Source organism: Streptomyces sp. NPDC046939, assembly GCF_040644575.1.
Taxonomy (GTDB): Bacteria; Actinomycetota; Actinomycetes; order Streptomycetales; family Streptomycetaceae; genus Streptomyces.
Genome location: NZ_JBEYWV010000025.1, coordinates 72,759 through 96,776, shown reverse-complemented (window position 1 = coordinate 96,776; position 24,018 = coordinate 72,759). Strand labels below are relative to the sequence as shown.

Sequence of the window (24,018 nt, the reverse complement as noted above, 5' to 3'; positions counted from 1 at the left end):
CGGGGCGCAGCCCCGCCCCGAAAAACCGCTAAGCCGACAGCGGCCTCTGCACCCGGATCGACTGCAACAACCCCACCGCCACCCACACCGCAAACATCGACGACCCCCCGTACGAGACGAAGGGCAGCGGCAGCCCCGCCACCGGCATGATGCCGAGCGTCATCCCGATGTTCTCGAACGCCTGGAAGGCGAACCAGGCGATGATCCCGGCGGCGACGATCGTCCCGTACAGCTCCGTCGTCTCGCGGGCGATGCGGCAGGCGCGCCAGAGCACGACGCCGAGCAGCAGTATGATCGCGCCCGCTCCGACGAAGCCGAGCTCCTCGCCGGCCACGGTGAAGACGAAGTCGGTCTGCTGCTCGGGGACGAACTGGCCCGTGGTCTGGGAGCCGTGGAAGAGGCCCGAGCCCGTGAGCCCGCCCGATCCGATGGCGATGCGCGCCTGGTTGGTGTTGTAGCCGACGCCCGCCGGGTCGAGCGCCGGATTGGCGAACGCGGCGAAGCGGGCGATCTGGTAGTCGTCGAGGACGCCGAGCTGCCACACGGCGACGGCGCCGGCCGCGCCGACCCCGATGAGGCCGAGCACCCACCGGTTGGACGCGCCGGAGGAGAGCAGCACGCCGAGCACGATCATCACCATGACCATGACGGACCCGAGGTCCGGCATCAGCATGACGACGGCCATGGGGACGGCGGCGAGCCCGAGCGCCTGGAGGACGGTGCGGTGGTCGGGGTGGTCGCGGTCACCGGCGTCGACGCGCGCGGCGAGCAGCATCGCCATGCCCAGGATGATCGTGATCTTCACGAACTCGGAGGGCTGGAGCGAGAAGCCGCCGCCGATGATGATCCAGGCGTGCGCCCCGTTGACGGTCGCGCCGAGCGGGGTGAGGACGAGCAGCACCAGGAGGACGGAGATGCCGTAGAGGATCGGGACGGCGCCGCGCAGGGTGCGGTGGCCGAGCCAGATCGTCCCCACCATCAGGGCGAGCCCTATGCCGGTGTTGAGCAGGTGGCGCAGGAGGAAGTAGTACGGGTCGCCCTGGTTGAGCTCGGTGCGGTTGCGTGTCGCCGAGTAGACGAGCGCCGCGCCGATCATCGACAGGGCGAGGGCGGAGAACAGTATCGGCCAGTCGAGGCGCCGCACCATCGAGTCGCGGGCGAGGAGCCTGGACATGGTGGAGCGCTGGGGACCGTACCCGGAGACGGAGAAGCCATTGGTGCCGGCCATGCGGGTCAGTCCCTTCTGCCGTACGCGTTGGCGGGCAGGGCGCCCGCGAGTTGCTGCTGCTCGGGCGGTACCGGCTTCTGCGGCTTGTACGGCTTGACCTCGGGCGCGTCGATCGAGCCGTCGGAGCCGATCTTCGGCAGGGCGGTCTGCGGCTTGGGAAGGAGTGCCTTCTTCAGGTTCTGCTTGCCGTTGCTGTCGAGCCCGTACATCGCGTCGTAGATCTTGCGGACGGCGGGCCCGGACGCGCCGGAGCCCGTACCGCCCTGGGAGATCGTCATGACGATCGCGTAGTCCTTGGTGTACGTGGCGAACCACGAGGTCGTCTGCTTGCCGTAGACCTCGGCCGTACCGGTCTTGGCGTGCATGGGGATCTTCTTCTGCGGCCAGTTCTGGAAGCGCCAGGCGGCCGTTCCGCGGGTCGCCACTCCCGCCAGTGCCTGGTCTATGTGGTTGCGGGTCTGGCGGCTGAAGGGGAGCCTGCCGTTGCTCTTCGGCTTGATCTCGCTGATCTGCTTGCCGTCGGCGCTGACGACGGCCTTGCCGACCTCGGGCACGTGCAGGGTGCCGCCGTTGGAGATGGCCGCGTAGATCGACGCCATCTGGATGGGGGTGACGAGGGTGTCGCCCTGGCCGATGGAGTAGTTGACGGCGTCACCGGCGCGCATGAGGTTGCCTTCGAGGCAGTTCTCGTAGTTCAGCTTCTGGACGTAGTCGCCGTCCTTCTTGCCGGACTTGCACCAGGAGTCCTTGTTGGCCTTCCAGAACCGCTGCTTCCACTGGCGGTCGGGGACCCGTCCGCTGACCTCGTTGGGCAGGTCGATGCCGGTCTCCTTGCCGAGGCCGAACTGGTGGGCGGTCTTGTAGAACCAGTCCTGGGTGTCCTTGTTGCCCCGCAGGCCGCCGTCCTTCTTCCACTCCTTGTGCGCGAGGCCGTAGAAGACGGTGTCGCAGGAGACCTCGAGGGCGCGGCCGAGGCTGATCGAGCCGTAGTTCTCCGACTCGAAGTTCTTGAAGACCTGGCCGCCGATCGAGTACGAGCTGGTGCACGGGTAGCTGCCGTTGAACGGGTAGCCCGCCCTGACCGCCGCCGACGTCGAGACGACCTTGAAGATCGAGCCCGGGGCCGCCTGGCCCTGGATGGCCCGGTTCAGGAGCGGGTAGTTCGACTTCTTGCCGGTGAGCTTCGCGTAGTCCTTGCCGGAGATGCCGCCCACCCAGGCGTTCGGGTCGTAGGTCGGGTTGGAGGCCATGGCGACGACGCGGCCGGTCTTGGCCTCCAGGACCACGACGGCGCCGGAGTCGGCCTTGTAGTTGGTCCCGGTGTTGCGGTCGTGCTCCTTGCGGGCCGCCTTCATCGCCTCGTTCAGCTCGTACTCGGCGACGGCCTGCACGCGCGCGTCTATCGACGTGACGACGTTCGACCCCGACTCCGCCTTGTCGCTGTCGGCGCGGCCGATGACGCGGCCGAGGTTGTCGACCTCGTACCGGGTGACGCCCGCCTTGCCGCGCAGCTCCTTGTCGTAGGTGCGCTCAAGACCGGAGCGGCCGACCTGGTCGGAGCGCAGGTACGGCGAGTCGGTGTCCTTGGCCTTCTCGATCTCCGCGTCGGTGACGGGTGAGAGGTAGCCGAGGACCTGCGCGGTGTTGGAGCCGCCGGGGCCCGCGTAGCGGCGCACGGCGGTCGGCTCGGCGGTGATGCCGGGGAAGTCCTCGCTGCGCTCGCGGATCTGGAGCGCCTGCTTGGGCGTGGCCTCGTCGGTGATCGGGATGGGCTGGTACGGGGAGCCGTTCCAGCAGGGCTGCGGCGTCTTGGCGTCGCACAGCCGGACCTTCTCCTCGACCTCCTTGGGCTTCATCCCGAGGACGCCGGCGAGCTTGGCGAGGACCGCCTTGCCGTCGTCGTCCATCTTCATCAGGTCGGTGCGGGAGGCGGAGACCACGAGCCGGGTCTCGTTGTCCGCGATGGGCACGCCGCGGGCGTCGAGGATCGAGCCGCGCACGGCGGGCGTGACGACCTGCTGCACGTGGTTGCCGGAGGCTTCCTTGGCGTACTCGTCGCCGTTGCGGATCTGGAGGTACCAGAGGCGGCCGCCGAGGGTCAGCAGGAGGGAGAGGACGAGGATCTGCAGGACGATGAGCCGGATCTGGACGCGTGGCGTCCGGCCCGTCTCGGGGATGTTGGTCACGGTGGTGGGCTCCCCCTCTCAGTACGAGTACGAGTACGTGTACACCTGGAAGCTGTGCGCCAAGTGCCGGCGCGGCTGGGGGATCACAGGCGCTTGACCCCCTTGATGCGCCCGGCGCGGGCGGCGCGCGCCTTGGCGGTCTTGGTGCGCAGTCCGCCGCGCTGGTTGCCGATGCGCAGGCCGGTGCCGGCGGAGAGCCAGCCCGCGGAGACGTCGGCGGCCTTGGCGGAGCCGGTGGAGGTCTCGGCGAGCGGATCGTGCTCGGCGCGTCTGGCGAGCGCCATCACGCCGGGCACGACGAACGGCGCGAGCAGCAGGTCGTAGAGCGCGGCGGTGAACATCAGGGAGCCGAGGCCGACGTGGCGGGCGGCGGTGTCGCCGACGAGGGCGCCGACACCCGCGTAGAGCAGGGTCGTGCCGAGGGCCGCGGCGACGACCACGAGCATGGGTCCTGCGGCCGAGCGCAGCTTCCCGTTCTCGGGCTTGGCGAGGCCCGCGAGGTAGCCGATGACGCAGAGCACGAGGGCGTAGCGTCCGGCGGCGTGGTCGGCGGGCGGGGCGAGGTCGGCGAGGAGTCCGGCCCCGAAGCCGACGAGGGCGCCGCCCGTGTGCCCGTAGACCAGGGCGAGGCCGAGGACGGTCAGGAGCAGCAAGTCCGGTACGGCGCCGGGGAGTTGGAGCCGGGCCAGGACGCAGACCTGGATGACGAGGGCGACGACGACGAGGCTGGTGGAGAGCAGCATCCGGTTGAAGCGCATGGGTTTTGCTCCTCCTGACTACTGCTGGTAGCCGTTGTCGGCGGTGCCGCCCGCGGACGCGGACGGGGTGGCGGTGACGGTGACCGTCGGCGCGGGCTTGGGCTTGGCGGGCTTGGACGGCAGCACCGTGTCGCGCGGGTCGGTGCGCGGGGGCTGCACGACGACGCCGACGATGTCGAGCTTGGTGAACCCGACGTAGGGCTGGACGTAGACGGTACGGGTCAGGTCGCCGCCGGACGGATCGACGCGGACGACGGTGCCGACCGGCACCCCGGGCACGAACGGCTTGTCGGCCTGGGAGCCGAAGGTGACGAGCCGGTCGCCCTTCTTGACCTTGGCCTTGCCGTTGAGCAGCTGGACGCGGAGCGGGCGGTCGCCCTGCCCGGAGGTGAAGCCCAGCTCGTCGGTCTTCTCCATGCGGGTGCCGACGGTGAAGTCCGGGTCGTTGGCGAGCAGCACCGTGGCCGTGTTCGGGCCGACGGTGGTGACGCGGCCGACGAGCCCGTCCCCGTTGAGCACCGTCATGTCGCGCTTGATGCCGTCGTTGGCGCCCGCGTCGATGGTGACGGTCCAGGAGAAGCCCTGCGCCGACCCTATGGCGATGACCTGCGCGCCCTTGATGCCGTACTGGCCCGCGCCCGCCGTCCGCAGCATGGAGTCGAGCTGGCGGATCTTGCTGCGGTTGCGGTCGTCGCTGCCGAGCTTGGCCTTCAACGCGGCGTTCTCACGCTCCAGTTGGCTGATGCGGTCGTGCCGGTCACCTGAGTCGCGGACCGCGCCGATGGCGTTGCCGATGGGGTCGACCGCACCGGCGACACCGCTCTCCACCGGGCCGAAGACCTTGGCGGCGGCCTGGCGGGCACCGTCGACCGGCGAGTCCTCACCGCCGCGGATGTCCATCGTGATCAGTGCGAACGCGACGGCGACCAGCAGCACCAGGAGCAGCCGGCTCTCTCGTGTGTCCCTCACGTGCGGCGGCGTGCCTTCCTCGAGCGAATTCTGGGATTCCCAGTAATTTCTTGGGTTTTCTGGGGATTTATGCTCTGCCTATATATCAACGATCCGCCGCACGAAGTGACAGGCACTCGTACGGCGGACCGCCCGTTCGGGCGTATGCGCCCGGCTTATCCGCTTTACGTCCGCGTCATCTGCGGGGCGAGGCGTCGAGCACCTGCTGGAGCGCCTCGAACTCCTCGACACACTTCCCGGAGCCGAGCGCCACGCTGTCCAGCGGGTCCTCGGCGATGTGGATCGGCATGCCGGTCTCGCGGCGCAGCCGCTCGTCGAGGCCGCGCAGCAGGGCGCCGCCGCCGGTCAGCACGATGCCGCGGTCCATGACGTCGCCGGACAGCTCCGGCGGACACTTGTCGAGGGTGGTCTTGACCGCGTCGACGATCGCGTTGACCGGTTCCTCGATGGCCTTGCGGACCTCCGCCGCCGAGATGACGACGGTCTTCGGCAGGCCGGACACGAGGTCGCGGCCCCGGATCTCGGTGTGTTCGTCGGAGTCGAGGTCGTACGCCGAGCCGATGGTGATCTTGATCTGTTCGGCGGTGCGCTCACCGAGGAGGAGCGAGTACTCCTTCTTGATGTGCTGGATGATCGCGTTGTCCAGCTCGTCACCCGCTACGCGGATGGACTGTGCCGTGACGATTCCGCCGAGCGAGATGACGGCGACCTCGGTGGTGCCGCCGCCGATGTCCACCACCATGTTGCCGGTGGCCTCGTGGACCGGGAGGCCGGAGCCGATGGCGGCCGCCATGGGCTCCTCGATGATGTGCACCTGGCGGGCACCGGCCTGCGAGGAGGCCTCGATGACCGCGCGGCGCTCGACGCCGGTGATCCCGGACGGCACGCACACCACCACGCGGGGGCGGGCGAGGTAGCGCCGCTTGTGGATCTTCAGGATGAAGTAGCGGAGCATCCGCTCGGTGATCTCGAAGTCGGCGATCACGCCGTCCTTCAGGGGACGCACCGCCACGATGTTGCCCGGCGTACGGCCGATCATCTTCTTGGCTTCGGCGCCGACCGCGAGGATGCCGCCGGTGTTGGTGTTGATGGCGACCACGGACGGCTCGTTGAGCACGATTCCTCGACCCCTGACGTACACCAGCGTGTTGGCGGTCCCGAGGTCGACAGCCATGTCACGGCCGATGAACGACATTGAGTTCCCCATCAGGATTCGTCTGGCCTTCCCAAGTGGAGCGTTTGATTGCTTGTCAGGTAGGCGAGAGGTGGACGCGTGTGGCGTGGAGGCTTCCATCGTAGTCTCGCCTGCACGGGCACGGCGCGAGGGTCTTCGCCAATGTCAGCAGAAGAAGCCCCGCCCCGCTAATGGGGACGTGCCGACGGAGGCCCGCGTTCCCCCGATCGGGTCGCATATGCCAAAGAGCGGCCCAATTTCTCGGGCCGCTCCAGGTCAGCCGCGGCGCGCGGCTGACGGGGCGTCAGAAAGTCGTTCCGGCCGGTCTCAGCAGGCGAGACCGCTCCGCTCAGACCAGCTCCGGGAAGAACAGTTTCAGCTCGCGCGCGGCGGACTCCTCCGAGTCCGAGGCGTGGATCAGGTTCTCCCGGACGATGACACCGAAGTCGCCGCGGATCGAACCCGGCGCGGCGGCGATCGGGTCCGTCGGACCCGCCAACTGGCGTACGCCCTCGATCACGCGCTCGCCCTCGACGACCAGCGCGACGACCGGGCCCGACGACATGAACGCGACCAGCGGCTCGTAGAACGGCTTGCCCTTGTGCTCGCCGTAGTGCTGCTCCAGCGTCTCCTGGCTCAGGCTGCGCAGCTCCAGGGCGCTGATCGTCCAGCCCGCCTTGCGCTCGATACGGCCGACGATCTCGCCGATCAGGCCGCGGCGGACCGCGTCGGGCTTGAGCAGGACGAGCGTGCGCTGGGTCATTTTGGCTGGACTCCTTGTGCGGCCTGTTGGTGCGGTGGGCCCGAGATTACAGGCCACCCGCCGTGCCCCTGCCGGGAGGTTGCCGGCCGACCGTCTCGTCGTGGCTGGTCGCGCAGTTCCCCGCGCCCCTGAGATGCGCACTGCGTGCGCCATCTCAGCGCTATGGGGCTGCGGCGGAGCCGCATGCTCCAGGGGCGCGGGGAACTGCGCGACCAGCCACGACGCAACCCGCACCCGGCGACGGACAGTCGCTACGCGGCGCTGGCGTCCCGCTCCGCCCAGCGGGCCTTCGCCTCGTCGACCTTCCGCCCGAAATGGACCGAGGCCCACCACAGCGCGGCGAAGACGGCCCCCATGAAGAACATCAGCGGCACCCAGAACCCGCTCAGGATCAACGCGATCTGCAGCGCCCAGCCCGCCTGCACACCCCCGGGACGGGACAGCACACCGCACAGCAGCACGCTCACCACCATGGCGACCCCGCACACCGTCCAGACCACCCCGGAGGACAGGTCGGGGTCCTTCATCGCGACGAGCCCGGCGAACCCGATCACGAAGAACTCGCCGATCAGGGTCGAGGAACACAACGTACGCACAGCGGATCAGCCCTTCCCCAGCAACAGCCTGGCCTCGCCGACCGTGATCACGGACCCGGTGACGAGCACTCCCCCGCCCGCGAACTCCCCCTCTTCCTCGGCGAGAGTGATCGCGGCCTCCAACGCGTCGTCGAGCCGCGGCTCGACGACGACCCGCTCGTCCCCGAAGACCTCCACCGCGATCCCCGCCAGCTCGTCCGCGTCCATCGCCCGGTGGCTGGAGTTCCGCGTGACGACGACCTCCGCGAAGATCGGCTCGAACGCTTCGAGCAGCTCCCGTACGTTCTTGTCGGCGCTGGCGCCGACGACCCCGATGAGCCGGCTGAAGTCGAAGACCTCGCTGATCGCCTCGGCGGTGACGCGCGCGCCCGCCGGGTTGTGCGCGGCGTCGAGCACGACGGTCGGCGAGCGGCGCACGACCTCCAGGCGCCCCGGCGAGGTGACCGAGGCGAACGCCGTGCGGATCGTGTCGATGTCGAGCGGGCGGGCGTGCTGCGAGCCGATGCCGAAGAACGCCTCGACCGCGGCGAGCGCCACCGCCGCGTTGTGCGCCTGGTGCGCGCCGTGCAGCGGCAGGAAGATCTCCTCGTACTCGCCGCCGAGGCCGCGCAACGTGACGAGCTGGCCGCCGACGGCGACCTGGCGCGCGACGACGCCGAACTCCAGGCCCTCGCGCGCGACCGTCGCGTCCTTCTCGACGGCCTTCTTGAGGATCACCTGCGCCGCGTCGACCGGCTGCTGCGCCATGATCACGGTGGCGTCCTGCTTGATGATCCCGGACTTCTCGCCCGCGATCTCGCCGGGCGTGGAGCCGAGCCGGTCGGTGTGGTCGAGGTCGATGGGGGTGATGACGGCGACCGAGCCGTCGATCACGTTCGTCGCGTCCCAGCTGCCGCCCATGCCGACCTCGACGACCGCGACGTCCACCGGCGCGTCCGCGAACGCGGCGTACGCCATGCCCGTCAGGACCTCGAAGAAGGAGAGCCGGAACTCCTGCTGCGCGTCGACCATCTCGACGTACGGCTTGATGTCCTCGAACGTCTCGATGAACCGCTCGTACGGGATCGGCGCGCCGTCCAGGCTGATGCGCTCGGTGACCGACTGGACGTGCGGCGACGTGTAGCGGCCGGTGCGCAGGTCGAAGGCGCCGAGGAGCGCCTCGATCATGCGGGCCGTGGACGTCTTGCCGTTCGTCCCCGTGATGTGGATGGAGGGGTACGCGCGCTGCGGCTCGCCGAGCACGTCCATCAGGGCGGCGATACGGGCGACGGACGGCTCCAGCTTCGTCTCGCCCCAGCGCGTGGCGAGGTCGGCCTCGACGGCGCGCAGCGCCTTCTCCACCTCGGGGTCCTGCGGGCGCGCGGGGATGTCGTCACCCTGCGGGGCGCCGCCCCGGGCGCGCAGGGTGCGGCTGCCCGCCTCGATCACCGCGAGGTCGGGGTCGCGGTCGGTCTCGGCGCCCACGATCTCCTCGAAGGCGTCCAAGGCGTCGGGGCCGGGCTCGCCGGCGGGCTCGTCGTCGCTGCTGTCGCGCGGGGGGAGGTCACTCACGTACGCCAGTCTACGGAGGGCCGTAGGGAGCACGGGGGGCGCCACCCATGGCAAACTTGGCGATCATGGACATAGGCATTGATCTCGGCACCGCCAACACCCTCCTCTACGTGCGCGGTCAGGGCATCGTGCTGAACGAGCCCTCGGTCGTCGCCGTCAAGGAGAGCGGCCAGGGTGTGCTCGCCGTCGGCAGCGAGGCGAAGGAGACCATCGGCCGCACCCCCGGCACGATCACCGCGATCCGGCCCCTGCGCGGCGGCGTCATCAGCGACTACGAGGCCGCCGAGGAGATGATCCGGCACTTCGTGCGCAAGGCCGTGAAGGGGCGCCGTCCGCGTACCCGCATGGTCGTCTGCGTACCCAGCGGGGTCACGCCCGTCGAGCGGCGCGCCATCGTGCACGCCGCCCAGCGCTCCGGGGCGCGCGCCGTGCACCTGATCGAGGAGCCGATGGCGGCGGCGATCGGCGCGGGCCTGCCGGTCGCCGACCCGCGCGGCTCGATGGTCGTGGACATCGGCGGCGGCACGACGGAGGTCGCCGTCATCTCGCTGGGCGGCGTCGTCACCGCGCAGTCGCTGCGGGTCGGCGGCGACCGGCTCGACGAGGCCATCACCGACCACGTGCGCAAGGCGCACGGGCTGCTCATCGGGGAGCGCACCGCCGAGGACGTCAAGGTCGCCATCGGCTCGGCGTGGCCGGTGCCCGGCGAGGAGGAGTTCGAGACGCGGGCGTTCACCGTGCGCGGGCGCGAGAAGGTCGCCGGGCTGCCGAAGACCGTCGAGCTGACCGTGCAGGAGATCCGTGCCGCCCTGGACGAGCCGGTCGAGGCGATCATCGCCGCGGTGCGCGCCACCCTGGAGGAGTGCCCGCCCGAGCTGTCCGGCGACATCATGGAGCACGGCATCGTCCTGACCGGCGGCGGCGCCCTCCTGCCCGGCCTCGACCTGCGTCTGACGTCCGCCACCGGCATCCCCGTCTTCGTCGCCGAGGACCCGTTGAACAGCGTCGCCATGGGGTGCGGCCGGTGCGTGGAGGACTTCGACGAGCTCCAGCGGGTGATGAGCGCCGCATAGGGCCCTCCGGCGGATCTTCGCGCGGGCCTGCGGCGCGGTGACCCGTTCGGCCCGCACGCGCGGTGTACCCATCGGGTCATGTGGTACGCACCTCAACCCGGCCGCCGCGCTCGGCAGATCATCGGCGACGGCGCGGCCCTGCTGTGGACCGCGCTGTGGGCGGGGGCCGCGGTGACCGCGCACCGGCTCATCAGCCTCCCCGGCCGGGCCGCCCCGCACAGCCGCGCGGAGCTCCCGCTGCTCGGCCCCCGGATGACCGGCACCCTGCACGAGGCGGGGGGCCGGCTCGCCGACGCCGCGCCGACCGGGACCGCGCCCGTGCAGGCCCTGGCCGTGCTCGCGGCGATCGCCCTGTTCGTCGTCCCGGTCGGGCTGCTGCTCGCGCTGTGGCTGCCCCGGCGCATCCGCTGGACCCGGCAGGCCGCCGCCGCCCGCGAACTGGCCGCCACCGAGGACGGCCGCGAACTCCTCGCCCTGCGCGCCCTGGTCCGCCCCCTCGACGAACTGGCCCGCTTCACGGACGCGGGGCCCGGCCGCCTCGCGGAGGGGTGGCGGGAGGCGGACCCGGCGGTGCTCGCGGCCCTCGCCGACGTGGAGCTGCGGCACCTGGGGCTGAGCACGACCTGACGCGTGGGAGTACGTGTCCTGCGGGCTCTTACGGGACGAGGGCCCCGGAACCGCTCGGTTCCGGGGCCCTCGTCCGCGTACGACCGACCGCTCACGCCTGCGGCAGACGCTCCAGCTGTGCCTGGATGCGGGCGATGTCCTCGTCCGCCTTGGCGAGGCGGGCGCGGATGCCCTCGACGACCTTCTCGGGGGCCTTGCCGAGGAACTTCTCGTTGCCCAGCTTGCCCTCGGCCTGCGCCTTGTCCTTCTCGGCGGCGGCCAGGTCCTTGGCGAGACGCTTGCGCTCGGCGGCCACGTCGATCGCGCCGGACAGGTCCAGCGCCACCTCGGCGCCCGCCACCGGCAGCGTCGCCGTCGCCTGGAACTCCTCGCCCTCCGGCTGGAGCTTGAGCAGCTGGCGGATGGCCGCCTCGTGGGAGGCGAGCGCCGTGCCGTCGAGCGTGAGCCGGGCCGGGACGCGCTGGCCCGCCTTGAGACCCTGCTCGCCCTTGAAGCGGCGGACCTCGGTGACGACCTGCTTGAGCGTCTCGATCTCCCGCTCGGCGGCGTCGTCGCGGAAGCCACTGTCCTTGGGCCAGTCGGCGATCACGACGGACTCGCGGCCGGTCAGCGTCGTCCACAGCGTGTCGGTGACGAACGGGACGATCGGGTGGAGCAGGCGCAGCGTGACGTCCAGGACCTCGCCGAGGACCCGGCCCGACACCTCGGCCGGCTCGCCGCCCGCCATGAACGTCGTCTTCGACAGCTCGACGTACCAGTCGAAGACCTCGTCCCACGCGTAGTGGAACAGCGCGTCGGAGACCTTGGCGAACTGGTAGTCGTCGTAGAACGCGTCGACCTCGGCGACCGTCTTGTTCAGCCGCGACAGGATCCACCGGTCCGTGGCCGTCATCCGCTCCGGCTCGGGCAGCGGGCCCTCGACCGTCGCGCCGTTCATCAGCGCGAAGCGCGTCGCGTTCCAGATCTTGTTGGCGAAGTTGCGGGACGCCTGGACCCAGTCCTCACCGATCGGCACGTCCGTGCCCGGGTTGGCGCCGCGCGCGAGCGTGAAGCGCAGCGCGTCCGAGCCGTACTTGTCCATCCAGTCCAGCGGGTCCACCACGTTGCCGAACGACTTCGACATCTTCTTGCCGTTCTCGTCGCGGACGAGACCGGTCAGGGCGACCGTCTTGAACGGGACCTCGCCGTCCATCGCGTACAGCCCGAACATCATCATCCGGACGACCCAGAAGAAGATGATGTCGTGGCCGGTCAGCAGGACGTCGGTCGGATAGAACTTCTCCAGGTCCGGGGTCTCGTCGGGCCAGCCGAGCGTGGAGAACGGCCAGAGCCCTGAGGAGAACCAGGTGTCGAGGACGTCCTCGTCCTGCGTCCAGCCCTCGGCCTCGGTGCCCGGCGGCTGCTCGTCGGGGCCGACGCAGACGACCTGGCCCTCGGGCCCGTACCAGACCGGGATGCGGTGGCCCCACCAGAGCTGGCGCGAGATGCACCAGTCGTTGAGGTTGTCGACCCAGTCGAAGTACCGCTTCTCCATCTCCTTCGGGTGGAGCGTGACGCGGCCGTCGCGAACGGCGTCCCCGGCGGCCTTGGCCAGCGTCTCGACCTTGACCCACCACTGGAGCGACAGGCGCGGCTCGATGGTGGTCCGGCAGCGCGAGCAGTGGCCGACGGAGTGGACGTACGGGCGCTTCTCGGCGACGACGCGGCCCTGCTGGCGCATGGCGTCGACGATCGCCGAGCGCGCCTCGAACCGGTCGAGGCCCTGGAACGGGCCCGGGACCGTGATGACCCCGCGCTCATCCATGATCGTCAGGGTTTCGAGGTCGTGCCGCTGCCCGATCGCGAAGTCGTTCGGGTCGTGGGCGGGCGTCACCTTGACGGCGCCCGTGCCGAACTCCGGGTCCACGTGCGCGTCGGCGACGACCGGGATCGTGCGGTCCGTCAGCGGCAGCTTGATGCGCTTGCCGATCAGGTGCGCGTACCGCTCGTCCTCCGGGTGGACGGCGACCGCCGTGTCACCCAGCATCGTCTCGACCCGCGTGGTCGCGACGACGACCGTCTCGTCGCCCTCGCCGTACTTCAGCGAGACCAGCTCGCCGTCGTCGTCCTGGTAGTCGACCTCGATGTCGGAGATCGCCGTCAGACAGCGCGGGCACCAGTTGATGATGCGCTCGGCGCGGTAGATCAGCTCGTCGTCGTAGAGCCGCTTGAAGATGGTCTGGACGGCGCGCGACAGGCCCTCGTCCATCGTGAACCGCTCGCGCGACCAGTCGACGCCGTCGCCGAGGCGGCGCATCTGGCCGAGGATCTTCCCGCCGTACTCGCGCTTCCACTGCCAGACGCGGTCGACGAACTCCTCGCGGCCCAGGTCGTGCCGCGACTTGCCCTCCTCGGCGAGCTGCTGCTCCACCTTGTTCTGCGTCGCGATGCCGGCGTGGTCCATGCCCGGCAGCCACAGCGCCTCGAAGCCCTGCATGCGCTTGCGGCGCGTCAGGGCGTCCATCAGCGTGTGCTGGAACGCGTGCCCGAGGTGGAGCGAGCCCGTCACGTTCGGCGGCGGGATGACGATCGTGTACGGCGGCTTCTCGCTCTTGGCGTCGGCGGTGAAGTAGCCGCGCTCTACCCAGCGCTCATACAGCGCCCCCTCTACCTCGGCCGGCGCGTACTGGGTCGGCAGTTCGGTGGTGGGCGCTGGGTTCTGCTGCTGAGAGTTCTCGGTCACGGAGTCAGTTTAGAGGGGTCACAAGCTCGTACTGAAACCCATTCCGGTGGACCGATCCGCACGCGCGTACGTCAGGATGTCGGAAGCACATAAGCAGCGGGGAGGAACCCACACCATGAGTCACAACCAGCCGGGCCCGTACGGAGGCCAGCCCCAGCAGCCCGGGCCCTACGGCCAGCAGCCGCAGCAGCCCGGACCGTACGGTCAGCAGCCGCAGGCCCCGCAGCCCGGCTACGGGTACCCGCAGCAGGCCCCCCAGCCGGGGTACGGCTACCCGCAGCAGGCTCCCCCCGGGGTCCCGCCGCAGCAGCCCTACAGCCAGCCGCAGCAGCCGGGCCCCTACGGCCAGCAGCCCACGGCCCCCTACGCCCAGTACCCGCCGGTCCCGCCCCAGGGCGGCGGCAAGAAGAAGACGGGCCTGATCATCGCGGCGGTCGCGGTGGTCGCGGCGATCGGCGTGGGGGCGTACTTCGTGCTGGGCGGGACGGGCAGCACCGTCTCGGTCGCGGACGACGGCGCGCACAAGCTGACGGCGCCGGAGACGGTGCTCACGGAGTACAAGAAGGACTCGTCCTCGTCCGACGGCTTCAGCAAGGACGACATGAAGGACGCCGAGAAGGACGGTCTCAAGAACGGCAAGCCGGTCAGCGGCTCGTACGCGGTCAAGGACGCGTCCAACCCGCTGGGCGGCAAGGTGCTGCAGTTCCAGGGCGCCTACGGCGAGATCGACGACCCGGGCAAGCTGGTCGACGGCATGTTCGAGAAGGGTGCGCTGGAGATCGCGAAGGGCAGCGGCGAGGACGACGGCAAGGCCACCCTCATCGGCAGCCCGACCGACTTCAGCACGGACGACTACGTCCTGAAGTGCCAGGAGATGAAGTTCGAGCCCGGCGAGAACTCGGGTGCCGGTGCCGCGACGCCCAAGGAGATGCACATGCCCGTGTGCATCTGGAGCGACCACAGCACGCTCTCGACGGTCGTCTCGATGGAGATCTCGGACATGATGAGCGGCAAGACGCCCGACCTCAAGGCGTCCTCCGACATCGCCGCGAAGCTCCGCAAGGAGATCCGCGTCCCGGTGTAGAGCCGCACGCCGACAACGCAGAAGAGGGGCCCTTCCCAGGGCCCCTCTTCTGCGTTGTCCAGGTGCTGCGCGGCTACGCCGACTTCTGCTCCCCGCTGCCGCCACCCCGGGCATCCCGCGGGATCAGCGTCGGGTTCACGTTCGAGTGGACGGCGTCCGCGGTGATGACCACGCGGGCTACGTCCTTGCGCGACGGGACCTCGTACATCACCGACTGGAGGACCTCCTCCATGATGGCGCGCAGGCCGCGCGCCCCGGTGCGGCGGAGGATCGCCTGGTCGGCGATGGCCTCCAGGGCCTCGCGCTCGAAGTCCAGCTCGACTCCGTCGAGTTCGAAGAGGCGCTGGTACTGCTTGACCAGGGCGTTGCGCGGCTCGACGAGGATCTGGAGCAGCGCCTCGCGGTCGAGGTTGTGGACCGAGGTGATGACGGGGAGGCGGCCGATGAACTCGGGGATCATCCCGAACTTCACCAGGTCCTCCGGCATGACCTCCTGGAACTGGTCCTTCTCCTCCAGCTCGCGCTTGGAGTGGATGGTCGCGCCGAAGCCGATGCCCTTGGCGCCCGCCCGCGCCTCGATGATCTTCTCCAGACCGGCGAAGGCGCCGCCCACGATGAACAGCACGTTCGTCGTGTCGATCTGGATGAACTCCTGGTGCGGGTGCTTGCGGCCGCCCTGCGGCGGGACGGAGGCCGTCGTGCCTTCGAGGATCTTGAGGAGGGCCTGCTGGACGCCCTCGCCGCTCACGTCGCGCGTGATCGACGGGTTCTCCGACTTGCGGGCCACCTTGTCGATCTCGTCGATGTAGATGATGCCCGTCTCGGCCTTCTTGACGTCGTAGTCGGCGGCCTGGATGAGCTTCAGGAGGATGTTCTCGACGTCCTCGCCGACATAGCCGGCCTCGGTGAGCGCGGTCGCGTCGGCGATGGCGAACGGCACGTTCAGCATCCGGGCCAGCGTCTGCGCGAGGAGCGTCTTGCCCGAGCCGGTGGGGCCGAGGAGCAGGATGTTGGACTTCGCGAGCTCGATCGCGTCGTCACGGCCCGCCGCCCCGCCGTTCTCGCCGGCCTGGACGCGCTTGTAGTGGTTGTAGACCGCCACGGAGAGCGCCTTCTTGGCGGCCTCCTGGCCTACGACGTACCCCTCGAGGAACTCGTAGATCTCGCGCGGCTTGGGAAGCTCCTCCCAGCGCACTTCGCTCGTCTCGGCGAGCTCTTCCTCGATGATCTCGTTGCAGAGGTCGATGCACTCGTCGCAGATGTATACACCGGGGCCTGCGATGAGCTTCTTGACCTGCTTCTGGCTCTTTCCGCAGAACGAGCACTTGAGCAGATCGCCGCCGTCACCGATGCGTGCCACGAGGTGCTTCCCCTTCGCCTGGGAGACGCCACGTTCAGCGGCTCCTGGTGCCTGTATCCGACGGTACCTTGCCGGGCCCCCCGTTCGGGCCCCCCTTGGCACGGTTCACTTCTTACGTGAACCGTGCCGGGGAGTGGCAGACGATACAACGCCTTGTCAGGCGATCGCCTCGTTGTTCATCTTGCGCGTCGAGATGATCTGGTCGATCAGGCCGTACGACAGCGCGTCCTCGGCCGTGAGGATCTTGTCACGCTCGATGTCCTCGCTGATCTTCTCCAGCGGGGTCGTCGAGTGCTTGGCCAGCATCTCCTCCAGCTGCGTACGCATGCGGAGGATCTCGTTGGCCGCGATCTCCAGGTCGGAGAGCTGCTCACGGCCGGTGCCGCCGGACGGCTGGTGGATCAGCACGCGCGCGTTGGGCAGGGCCATGCGCTTGCCGGGGGTGCCCGCGGCGAGCAGCACGGCGGCGGCCGACGCGGCCTGGCCCATGCAGACCGTCTGGATGTCCGGCTTCACGAACTGCATCGTGTCGTAGATGGCCGTGAGGGCCGTGAACGAGCCACCGGGGCTGTTGATGTAGATCGAGATGTCGCGGTCCGGGTCCATCGACTCCAGGCACAGCAGCTGCGCCATGACGTCGTTGGCGGACGCGTCGTCGATCTGCACGCCGAGGAAGATCACGCGCTCCTCGAAGAGCTTCGCGTACGGGTCGTACTCGCGCACGCCCTGCGAGGTGCGCTCGACGAAGCGCGGGATCACATAGCGGTTGTCGACCTGCGGGCCGGTGTAGAGGCCGCTGCCGGGAAAGTTGTTCATGTCGTCGGTGTTCCGTCCTGGTGAGGGAGGCAGAGGGCTTGGGGGGCCGGCGCTGAGTCGGTGGGAACCGGTCAGGCGCCCGTGCCGCCGCCGCCCGGAACACCCGTAGCGGCAGAGATGATCTCGTCGATGAGGCCGTACTCCTTGGCCTCCTCGGTGGTGAACCAGCGGTCGCGGTCGCCGTCCCGGATGATCGTCTCGACCGTCTGGCCGGAGTGGCGGGCCGTGATCTCGGCCATCCGCTTCTTCGTGCGCAGCAGGTACTCGGCCTGGATCTTCACGTCCGAGGCGGTACCGCCGATGCCCGCGGAGCCCTGGTGCATCAGGATGTCGGTGTGCGGAAGCGCGAAGCGCTTGCCCGCCGTGCCGCCGGTGAGCAGGAACTGGCCCATCGAGGCGGCCATGCCCATGCCGATGGTGATGACGTCGTTCGGGATGTACTGCATGGTGTCGTAGATCGCCATGCCGGCCGTCACCGAGCCACCGGGGCTGTTGATGTAGAGGTAGATGTCCTTGTCCGGGTCGGCGGCAAGGAGCAGCATCTGCGCGGTGATCTTGTTCGCGATGTCGTCGTCGACCTGCTGGCCGAGGAAGATGATCCGCTCGCCGAGCAGTCGGTTGTAGACATGGTCGCCGAGGCCACCACCGATGGACGGCTCGCCGGCGGCGGAAGGCATCAGATTCGTCACGTATCCACCTGCTCGTCTCTGACGGCCTCGTGCCGTCTCGCGTCTCTTACTGAGGCCGGGGCCCTCGCTCGGGGACTCCCCTGCCCTCGTATTCATGGACCCTAACGCGCGGGTCCCTTCGGGGAATCCCGCGAAGTCTGCTGTTCGCTGTGAGCGCAGGGTGTGCGTGCCCCGTCAGGGGCGCGGGGAACTGCGCGCTCAGGCCCCACCGGGCGCGCGGACGCGTCTGCCGTCCTGAGCGACTATGGCGGGTGCGGCTTGTACGTGGTCGCTCGCGCAGTTCCCCGCGCCCCTGACGGGCGCGACAGGCCCCCGGGACTGACGTCCCGGGGGCCTGTCACAGGTACTGCTGGAGCGGATCAGGCCTCGGACTTCTCCTGGGCCTCGCCTGAGGTCTCGGCGGCGGCCTCGGTGGCCTCAGCGGCCTCCTCGGTCTCCTCCTCGTCGTCCTCCAGGTCGACGATCTCGCCGTTCGTGTCCTTCACCGTGGCGGCCTCGACCACGACGGCCAGGGCCTTTCCGCGGGCGACCTCGCCGACGAGCATCGGGACCTGGCCGCCCTCGACGACCGCCTGGGCGAACTGGTCGGGGGACATGCCGGAGGAGGCGGCGCGACGCATGAGGTGCTCGGTGAGCTCCTCCTGGTTCACGTTCAGCTTCTCCTTGTTGACGAGCTCGTCGAGGACGAACTGCGTCTTGATGCCCTTGACGGCCTGCTCGCGGGTCTCGGCGTCGAACTCCTCGGCCGTCTTGCCCTGGATCTCCAGGTACTTGGCGAGGTCGAGGCCCATCTGGCCGAGCTGGTGGTGCTCCAGGTTGTGCTTGCGGGTGTTGACCTCGTCCTCGAGCAGCTTCTCGGGGACGGGGACCTCGACCAGCTCCAGGAGCTTCTCGAGGACGCGCTCCTGGGCCTGCGTGGCCTGGTCGTACTGCTTCATGTTCTCGAGGCGCTTGCGGCTGTCGGCCTTCAGCTCGTCGAGGGTGTCGAACTCGGAGGCGAGCTGGGCGAACTCGTCGTCCAGGGCCGGGAGCTCACGGGCGGCGACCTGGGTGACCTTGACGGTGACCTCGGCCTCCTTGCCCTCGGCGGAGCCGCCCTTCAGCTCGGAGGTGAAGGTGGCCTCGCCACCGGCCTGAAGGCCCTTGACGGCGTCGTCGATGCCGTCGAGGAGCTCACCGGAGCCGATGGTGTAGGAGACGCCGGAGGCGACGCCGTCCTCGAGGACCTCGCCCTCGACCTTGGCCTCCAGGTCGATGGTGACGACGTCGCCGTCCTCGGCGGCGCGCTCGACCGGGGTGGTCGAGGCGAAGCGGTCGCGGAGCTGCTCCACGGACTTCTCGACGTCCTCGTCGGTGACCTCGACGGCGTCGACCTCGACCTCGATGCCGGAGTAGTCCGGGATCTCGATGGTCGGGCGGACGTCGACCTCGGCGGTGAAGTTCAGCGTCTCGCCGTCCTTCAGCTCCGTGATGTCGACCTCGGGCTGGCCGAGGACGTTGAGCTCCGCCTCGTTGACCGCGTCGGTGTAGAACTTCGGGAGCGCGTCGTTGACCGCCTCCTCCAGGACCGCACCGCGGCCGAACCGCTGGTCGATGACGCGGGCCGGGATCTTGCCCTTGCGGAAGCCCTTCACCGTGACCTGCTGGTTGATCTTCTTGTACGCCGCGTCGAGGCTGTCCTTGAGCTCCTCGAAGGGCACCTCAATGCTGAGCCGAACCCGGGTCGGGTTCAGGGTCTCGACGGCGCTCTTCACGGTTCGGTCTCCTTGGGGGCTGACTTCAGGAATCGTGCCCGGCTTGAGAGACACACGGGCATGCAGCTTGCATAGTAACGGCACGCCGGAGCACACCCACAACGCGATCATGGGGTTCGTTCCGGCGAGGACGCCCGTGGAGGACCCGCGGTCGTCGTGTCGCCGCGGCAACGCTGGTCGGGGTGGCGGGATTTGAACCCACGGCCTTCCGCTCCCAAAGCGGACGCGCTACCAAGCTGCGCCACACCCCGTCGGTGCGACACGTAGGGTACATGCCCGCAGGCAGTGCGGACGCCGCATTACGGCGCGCAGCGCGGGGCGCTTCCCGGCGCGGGGTGAGGGGGTGTGCGGGCGGGGCCACCGACCCGCTACGATGCCTGGTGTGCCGCGGGTCGACATCTTCGCCGACCTGGGTACGCGCTGTGCGGGCGTAGCTCAATGGTAGAGCCCTAGTCTTCCAAACTAGCTACGCGGGTTCGATTCCCGTCGCCCGCTCCATGCTTCAGGGCCAGGCCGGGGCTTCCGCTCCCGCCTGGCCTTGACTCTTTCCCGGGGCCGCCCGGCCGACGCTCAGAACTTTATGGCGCTGATGCTGTCCGCGACGGAGTTGAGGAAGTTGTTGATCGCGGGCGCCATTCCGGTCGAGGCCAGGAAGAAGCCGAAGAGGACCGCCACCACGGCGGGCCCCGCCTTCAGCGAGCCGCCGCGCATCAGCACGATGAGGACGATCGCCAACAACAGCACCACTGACAGCGAAATGGCCACACTGATCACACCCTAGGTCGGTCCGCTCTCCCGGCCCGGGGGGCTCAGCCCCACACTCCCCCCGCCAGAACCATCGTGCCACCAACGGAGCGTCTGTATGCGGTCGGTGACGTAACGTCGGCCACGCGCGCGTGGGCGCGCGTGTCGCCAGTGCCCTTGCGCCACCTGAGCCGTGCACGTCGGCGGGGCTGCCGAGGGGGGTTCGGGGGCGTCGAATTCGGCTTGATCGTTTCCATGGCCGCGCGGGCGCTCCGCGGCCGCTGTCCGCATATCGGTCCCGGTTTCCCCGCGTTTCCTTCGCGTCACAGTCACGGAAAATCCGGCAAATCGCACGGCTGAATATGAACGGTACGGGTGGGCCGGGAGTGCGGTGCGGCCCACCCGCGCATCCGTGGTCGCGGTCAGCGCATCCGCCGCAGGGCGAGGCGGGCGGGCAGGGCCGTCGCCGTCAGGCCGAGGAGGAGGGCGGCGCCCGCGAAGGATCCGTACAGCAGCGGCGGGACGTAGGGGTTCTCGCCGGTGAGGCCGTTCATCATCGGGACGAGGGTCGCGAGGGCGATGCCCGTGCCGAGGACGATGCCCGCGCAGGCCACGAGGAGCGCCTCCCAGCGGATCATGCGGAGCACCTGGCGGCGGGTGGAGCCGATCAGGCGGAGCGTGCCGAGTTCGCGGCGCCGGTCGAGGACCGTCATGACCAGGGTGTTGACGGCGGCGATCGCCGCGAACCCGCCGAGGACGGCGGCCATGGTCGTATTGGCCCAGGCGTTCAGCTCGCGGTCCAGGGACTGGGCGGTCGTGTAGTCGGCGCGGGCGAGCGGGGTGCCGAGCGCGGAGAGCGCCTCGGTCGTGCCGCCCTTGGTCCACAGCTCGGTGTCGTACGGGTTCGTGAGGTGCCCGGTGAGGGCCGCGCGCGGCAGGGTCACCTGGGAGAGGCCGAGGCCGCGCTCGTACGTGGCGGTGACCTTCGGGGACGCCTTCGTGCCGTCGGGCAGGCGCAGGGTGAGGCGGTCGCCGACGCCGACGTGCGCGGAGTGGGCCAGCGACTTGTCCAGGGCGATCGTGTCGGGGTCGGTGAGGTCGATCGTGCCCTTGGTGACCTTGAGGTCCTGGACGCGGGCGAGGTCGCGGGCCGTGCCGGTGACGGCCTGCGTCGACGCCGTCTCCAGCCAGTGGTCGCCGGCGGAGCCCGCGGGGACGAGCACGGAGGTCTTGAGCAGGCCGACGGCGGACGAGACGCCGGGCGTCGCGGCGGCGCGGGTGACCGAGCCGGGGGCGAGGCCCGCGTCGCCGGTGACGATGTGGTCGGCGGTGATGCCCGCCTTCTGCTGGCCCGCGGCCGCGTGGTCCTCGCTCGTGTGCATGAAGACGAGGACCGAGGCGAAGGCCATCGCGAGGACGATCGGGGTGATCGCGGAGGCGAGTCGGCGGGCGTTGCTGCGGGAGTTGGCCGCCGCGAGCGAGGCGGAGGCGCCCGCGCCGCGCAGCGGGAGGCCGAAGAGGGCAGCGACGAGGCGGGCCACGAGCGGGCCGAGCAGCGCCACGGCGAGCATGAAGCACATGACGACGCCGAGCGCCGCGTTGGCCGCGTCGTCGCCGCTGAGGTGCGCGGAGAGGAACGCGAAGACGGTGCCGCCGACCGCCGCCGCCACACCCAGCGGCGTACGGATCCATCCGGGCCGCAGCTGTTCGACGGACGCCTCGGCCAGCGCCTGGCCGGGCTTGACGCGGGAGGGGCGGCGGGCCGCCATGTACCCGGCGAGCAGGCCGGTCAGGACGGCGGTGCCGACGGCCGTGAGCAGCGGGATGAACGAGACCGAGAGCTCGACCGCGTCCGGGACCGCGCCCTTGTCCTGGAGCTGCCCGAACCACCAGCGGGCCAGCGCGATGCCGGGCAGGCAGCCGAGCGCGCCCGCGAGCGGGGCGACGAGCAGGGTCTCGGTGGCGATGGTGCGGCGGATCTGGCGCGGGGTGGTGCCGATGGCGCGCAGCAGGGCGTACTCGCGGGCGCGCTGGCCGACGGAGAGGGCGACTGTGCCGGCGGCGGTGAACACGGCGACGGCCGTCGCGACCCCGCCGAACGAGCCGCCGAGCCCCATCAGCGCCTCCGTGCCGTAGGCGAGGCCGGCGTCCTCGGCGGCGCCGCGGTCGTCGCCGGTGTGCACCTGGGCGGCGGGGACGGCGGCGAGGGCCTTCTTCACATGGGCCTTGAGGTCGGCTGCGCTGACGCCGTCCTTCGGCAGTACGGCGATGGCGTCCACGCGGCCGGGGTGGCCGGAGGCGGCGAGGGCCTCGGCGTCGGTGAGCCAGACGGTGGCGGGGCCGGTGGTGGTGCCGGAGACGCGGTACGTGTGCGGGCCCGCGGGGGTGGTGAGGGTGACGCGGTCGCCGGGGCGGGCGTGGGCGCCGGCCATGACGATCTCGCCCGTGTGCGGGGCGCGGCCCGCGGTCAGGCGTTCGCCGGTGAAGGCGGTGGAGCCCCAGTTGTGGGCGGTGACGGGGGCGCCCTTGTGCCGCACGGGGTAGGACAGGTCGGCGACGGCGGTACGTGCGCCGGGCGCCGAGGCCGCCTTCGCGACCAGGGAGTCGGCGAGGCGGGCGTGGTCCGGCAGCGGGACCGTCTGCTCCTCGCGGTCCTCGCCGGAGCCGGTGACGTAGTGGGCGCGCTGGTCGGCGGCGACGACGACGGGGGCGCCCGCGTACCGGTCGGCGGGGACCGAGGCGCGGATGCCCGTCTCCAGGAGGATGCCGCAGGCCGAGACGATCAGGGCGGACATCATCAGGGCGATGAACGTGCCGACGAAGGCCGCCGGCTTGAAGCGGACGGCGGCGCGGGCGAGGCCGTTGGGTCGGGACATCAGGCGGCCGCCGTCACGGGGGCGGACGCGTGGGCGGGCGCGGTCAGGGTGCGCATGCGGGCGGCGATGCGGTCGGCCCCGGCACCCTCCAGGTGGTCGACGATCGCGCCGTCCGCGAGGAACAGCACGCGGTCGGCGTAGGCGGCGGCTCCCGGGTCGTGCGTGACCATGACGACGGTGGCGCCCATCCGGTCGACGGCGGAGCGCAGGAGGGCCAGGATCTCGGTGGCCGTGGTGGTGTCGAGGGCACCGGTCGGCTCGTCGGCGAAGATCACGTCGGGCCTGGTGACCAGGGCGCGGGCGATGGCGACGCGCTGCTGCTGGCCGCCCGAGAGCTGGCCCGGACGGCGGCGCCCCTTGTCGGCGAGGCCGACCTGGGCGAGCACCTCGGCGGCGCGGCGCTTGTCGGGGCGCAGGCCCGCCAGGCGCATCGGCAGCAGCACGTTCTGCTCGACGGTGAGGCTGGGCAGCAGGTTGAACGCCTGGAAGACGAAGCCCAGGCGGGTGCGGCGCAAGGCGGTGAGCTTGTTCTCGCTCATGCCGGTGATCGTGGTGCCGCCGAGGGCGACGGTGCCGTCGGTGGGCCGGTCGAGCCCCGCCGCGCACTGCAGGAACGTCGACTTGCCGGACCCGGAGGGGCCCATCACGGCGGTGAACGTGCCGTTGGGCAGGGCGAGGTCGATGCCGCGCAGCGCGTGCACGGCGCCCGCGCCGCGGCCATAGCTGCGGCGCACTCCGCGCAGCTCCACGGCCCGGCCCTCGGCGGCGGGCCCGGGGGCGCCGATCCGGTCGTGCTGCCGCTTCTTGCGCAGGCCCATGGGTCCGCCCTTCGTCTTGATCTTCGTCGCTGTCCGATGAGGTTCGATGCTTCGAAGCTACGGAGACGGGGCCCCGGCGACCATGAGGGCGGCTGGCCGATCCGGGGTGGGGAGAACCCCCGAGTTGTTGCTGGTGGGGACCGGGCGGAACTCGTTTGGTAAGCTAAGTATTGACGCTTTCTTGACCTACCCTTTGCCTAGTCACTGCCACGGCACTCCTGCCTGCAAAG

19 protein-coding genes and 2 tRNA genes are annotated in these 24,018 nt (G+C 70.3%); 4 read left to right on the top strand and 17 right to left on the bottom strand.

Annotation, left to right across the window (positions count from 1 at the left end; all coding sequences use genetic code 11):
• Positions 1-28 precede the first annotated feature (28 nt).
• The 8 genes from rodA to ABZ877_RS26015 all read right to left on the bottom strand — a co-directional run bounded on the left by rodA (position 29) and on the right by ABZ877_RS26015 (position 9,225).
• Positions 29-1,228, bottom strand: coding sequence for a rod shape-determining protein RodA (rodA, locus tag ABZ877_RS26050; protein ID WP_361075252.1), 1,200 nt, complete (start codon positions 1,226-1,228; stop codon positions 29-31).
• A 5-nt stretch (positions 1,229-1,233) separates the two neighbouring features.
• Positions 1,234-3,414 carry a penicillin-binding protein 2 gene (gene mrdA, locus ABZ877_RS26045; RefSeq protein WP_361075250.1) on the bottom strand — a complete coding sequence of 727 codons (2,181 nt, stop codon included), beginning with the start codon at positions 3,412-3,414 and terminating at the stop codon, positions 1,234-1,236.
• An 83-nt stretch (positions 3,415-3,497) separates the two neighbouring features.
• Complete coding sequence (mreD, locus tag ABZ877_RS26040) at positions 3,498-4,172, bottom strand: rod shape-determining protein MreD (protein WP_361075248.1); 675 nt, start codon at positions 4,170-4,172, stop codon at positions 3,498-3,500.
• 18 nt (positions 4,173-4,190) lie between these two features.
• Complete coding sequence (mreC, locus tag ABZ877_RS26035) at positions 4,191-5,141, bottom strand: rod shape-determining protein MreC (protein ID WP_361075246.1); 951 nt, start codon at positions 5,139-5,141, stop codon at positions 4,191-4,193.
• A 175-nt stretch (positions 5,142-5,316) separates the two neighbouring features.
• The gene (locus ABZ877_RS26030) at positions 5,317-6,336 is read right to left on the bottom strand and encodes a rod shape-determining protein (protein ID WP_018531437.1); all 1,020 of its coding nucleotides are present in this window, start codon (positions 6,334-6,336) and stop codon (positions 5,317-5,319) included.
• 328 nt (positions 6,337-6,664) lie between these two features.
• Positions 6,665-7,078 (bottom strand): nucleoside-diphosphate kinase, encoded by a 414-nt coding sequence (gene ndk, locus ABZ877_RS26025; protein ID WP_361075244.1) that lies wholly within the window; start codon positions 7,076-7,078, stop codon positions 6,665-6,667.
• A gap of 251 nt (positions 7,079-7,329) precedes the next feature.
• Positions 7,330-7,674 carry a DUF4233 domain-containing protein gene (locus ABZ877_RS26020; RefSeq protein ID WP_361075242.1) on the bottom strand — a complete coding sequence of 115 codons (345 nt, stop codon included), beginning with the start codon at positions 7,672-7,674 and terminating at the stop codon, positions 7,330-7,332.
• 6 nt (positions 7,675-7,680) lie between these two features.
• A complete protein-coding gene (locus ABZ877_RS26015; RefSeq protein ID WP_361075240.1) occupies positions 7,681-9,225 on the bottom strand; it encodes a folylpolyglutamate synthase/dihydrofolate synthase family protein in 1,545 nt (514 codons plus the stop codon).
• Positions 9,226-9,290: 65 nt separating this feature from the next.
• Here ABZ877_RS26015 and ABZ877_RS26010 point away from each other — a divergent pair, with 65 nt between their 5' ends.
• Positions 9,291-10,298 (top strand): rod shape-determining protein, encoded by a 1,008-nt coding sequence (locus ABZ877_RS26010; RefSeq protein ID WP_361075238.1) that lies wholly within the window; start codon positions 9,291-9,293, stop codon positions 10,296-10,298.
• Between the two features lie 78 nt (positions 10,299-10,376).
• Complete coding sequence (locus ABZ877_RS26005; RefSeq protein WP_361075237.1) at positions 10,377-10,925, top strand: hypothetical protein; 549 nt, start codon at positions 10,377-10,379, stop codon at positions 10,923-10,925.
• A 91-nt stretch (positions 10,926-11,016) separates the two neighbouring features.
• Here ABZ877_RS26005 and ABZ877_RS26000 read toward each other — a convergent pair whose 3' ends face one another.
• Positions 11,017-13,647, bottom strand: coding sequence for a valine--tRNA ligase (locus tag ABZ877_RS26000; protein ID WP_361075235.1), 2,631 nt, complete (start codon positions 13,645-13,647; stop codon positions 11,017-11,019).
• 115 nt (positions 13,648-13,762) lie between these two features.
• Here ABZ877_RS26000 and ABZ877_RS25995 point away from each other — a divergent pair, with 115 nt between their 5' ends.
• Positions 13,763-14,731 carry a hypothetical protein gene (locus ABZ877_RS25995; protein WP_361075233.1) on the top strand — a complete coding sequence of 323 codons (969 nt, stop codon included), beginning with the start codon at positions 13,763-13,765 and terminating at the stop codon, positions 14,729-14,731.
• A gap of 73 nt (positions 14,732-14,804) precedes the next feature.
• On the opposite strand, the gene clpX is transcribed toward ABZ877_RS25995, so the two are convergent.
• The 5 genes from clpX to ABZ877_RS25970 all read right to left on the bottom strand — a co-directional run bounded on the left by clpX (position 14,805) and on the right by ABZ877_RS25970 (position 19,601).
• Complete coding sequence (gene clpX, locus ABZ877_RS25990; RefSeq protein ID WP_361075231.1) at positions 14,805-16,091, bottom strand: ATP-dependent Clp protease ATP-binding subunit ClpX; 1,287 nt, start codon at positions 16,089-16,091, stop codon at positions 14,805-14,807.
• A 156-nt stretch (positions 16,092-16,247) separates the two neighbouring features.
• Positions 16,248-16,907 carry an ATP-dependent Clp protease proteolytic subunit gene (locus ABZ877_RS25985; RefSeq protein WP_361075229.1) on the bottom strand — a complete coding sequence of 220 codons (660 nt, stop codon included), beginning with the start codon at positions 16,905-16,907 and terminating at the stop codon, positions 16,248-16,250.
• Positions 16,908-16,978: 71 nt separating this feature from the next.
• Positions 16,979-17,584, bottom strand: coding sequence for an ATP-dependent Clp protease proteolytic subunit (locus ABZ877_RS25980; protein ID WP_361075325.1), 606 nt, complete (start codon positions 17,582-17,584; stop codon positions 16,979-16,981).
• A gap of 371 nt (positions 17,585-17,955) precedes the next feature.
• Complete coding sequence (gene tig / locus ABZ877_RS25975; RefSeq protein WP_361075227.1) at positions 17,956-19,350, bottom strand: trigger factor; 1,395 nt, start codon at positions 19,348-19,350, stop codon at positions 17,956-17,958.
• A gap of 174 nt (positions 19,351-19,524) precedes the next feature.
• Positions 19,525-19,601 (bottom strand) — tRNA-Pro (locus ABZ877_RS25970).
• Between the two features lie 173 nt (positions 19,602-19,774).
• Between ABZ877_RS25970 and ABZ877_RS25965 the strand changes: the two genes are divergently transcribed.
• Positions 19,775-19,848, top strand: a tRNA-Gly gene (locus ABZ877_RS25965).
• Positions 19,849-19,920: 72 nt separating this feature from the next.
• Here ABZ877_RS25965 and ABZ877_RS25960 read toward each other — a convergent pair.
• From ABZ877_RS25960 to ABZ877_RS25950, 3 genes are all read right to left on the bottom strand, one after another.
• Positions 19,921-20,115 (bottom strand): hypothetical protein, encoded by a 195-nt coding sequence (locus tag ABZ877_RS25960; protein WP_361075225.1) that lies wholly within the window; start codon positions 20,113-20,115, stop codon positions 19,921-19,923.
• A gap of 401 nt (positions 20,116-20,516) precedes the next feature.
• Positions 20,517-22,970, bottom strand: coding sequence for an FtsX-like permease family protein (locus ABZ877_RS25955; protein ID WP_361075223.1), 2,454 nt, complete (start codon positions 22,968-22,970; stop codon positions 20,517-20,519).
• Positions 22,970-23,788: an ABC transporter ATP-binding protein gene (locus ABZ877_RS25950; RefSeq protein ID WP_361075221.1), complete on the bottom strand. Its 819-nt coding sequence runs from the start codon at positions 23,786-23,788 to the stop codon at positions 22,970-22,972. The genes ABZ877_RS25955 and ABZ877_RS25950 overlap by 1 nt, the downstream gene beginning before the upstream one ends.
• Positions 23,789-24,018 lie beyond the last annotated feature (230 nt).

Coding starts and splice junctions, on each gene's coding strand:
- ABZ877_RS25950 (WP_361075221.1), bottom strand. CDS start 23,788: ATGGGCCTGCGCAAGAAGCGGCAGCACGACCGGATCGGCGCCCCCGGG.
- ABZ877_RS25995 (WP_361075233.1), top strand. CDS start 13,763: ATGAGTCACAACCAGCCGGGCCCGTACGGAGGCCAGCCCCAGCAGCCC.
- ABZ877_RS25980 (WP_361075325.1), bottom strand. CDS start 17,584: ATGCCTTCCGCCGCCGGCGAGCCGTCCATCGGTGGTGGCCTCGGCGAC.
- ABZ877_RS25955 (WP_361075223.1), bottom strand. CDS start 22,970: ATGTCCCGACCCAACGGCCTCGCCCGCGCCGCCGTCCGCTTCAAGCCG.
- ABZ877_RS25985 (WP_361075229.1), bottom strand. CDS start 16,907: ATGAACAACTTTCCCGGCAGCGGCCTCTACACCGGCCCGCAGGTCGAC.
- ABZ877_RS26010 (WP_361075238.1), top strand. CDS start 9,291: ATGGACATAGGCATTGATCTCGGCACCGCCAACACCCTCCTCTACGTG.
- ABZ877_RS26030 (WP_018531437.1), bottom strand. CDS start 6,336: ATGTCGTTCATCGGCCGTGACATGGCTGTCGACCTCGGGACCGCCAAC.
- rodA (WP_361075252.1), bottom strand. CDS start 1,228: ATGGCCGGCACCAATGGCTTCTCCGTCTCCGGGTACGGTCCCCAGCGC.
- ndk (WP_361075244.1), bottom strand. CDS start 7,078: ATGACCCAGCGCACGCTCGTCCTGCTCAAGCCCGACGCGGTCCGCCGC.
- mreD (WP_361075248.1), bottom strand. CDS start 4,172: ATGCGCTTCAACCGGATGCTGCTCTCCACCAGCCTCGTCGTCGTCGCC.
- ABZ877_RS26005 (WP_361075237.1), top strand. CDS start 10,377: ATGTGGTACGCACCTCAACCCGGCCGCCGCGCTCGGCAGATCATCGGC.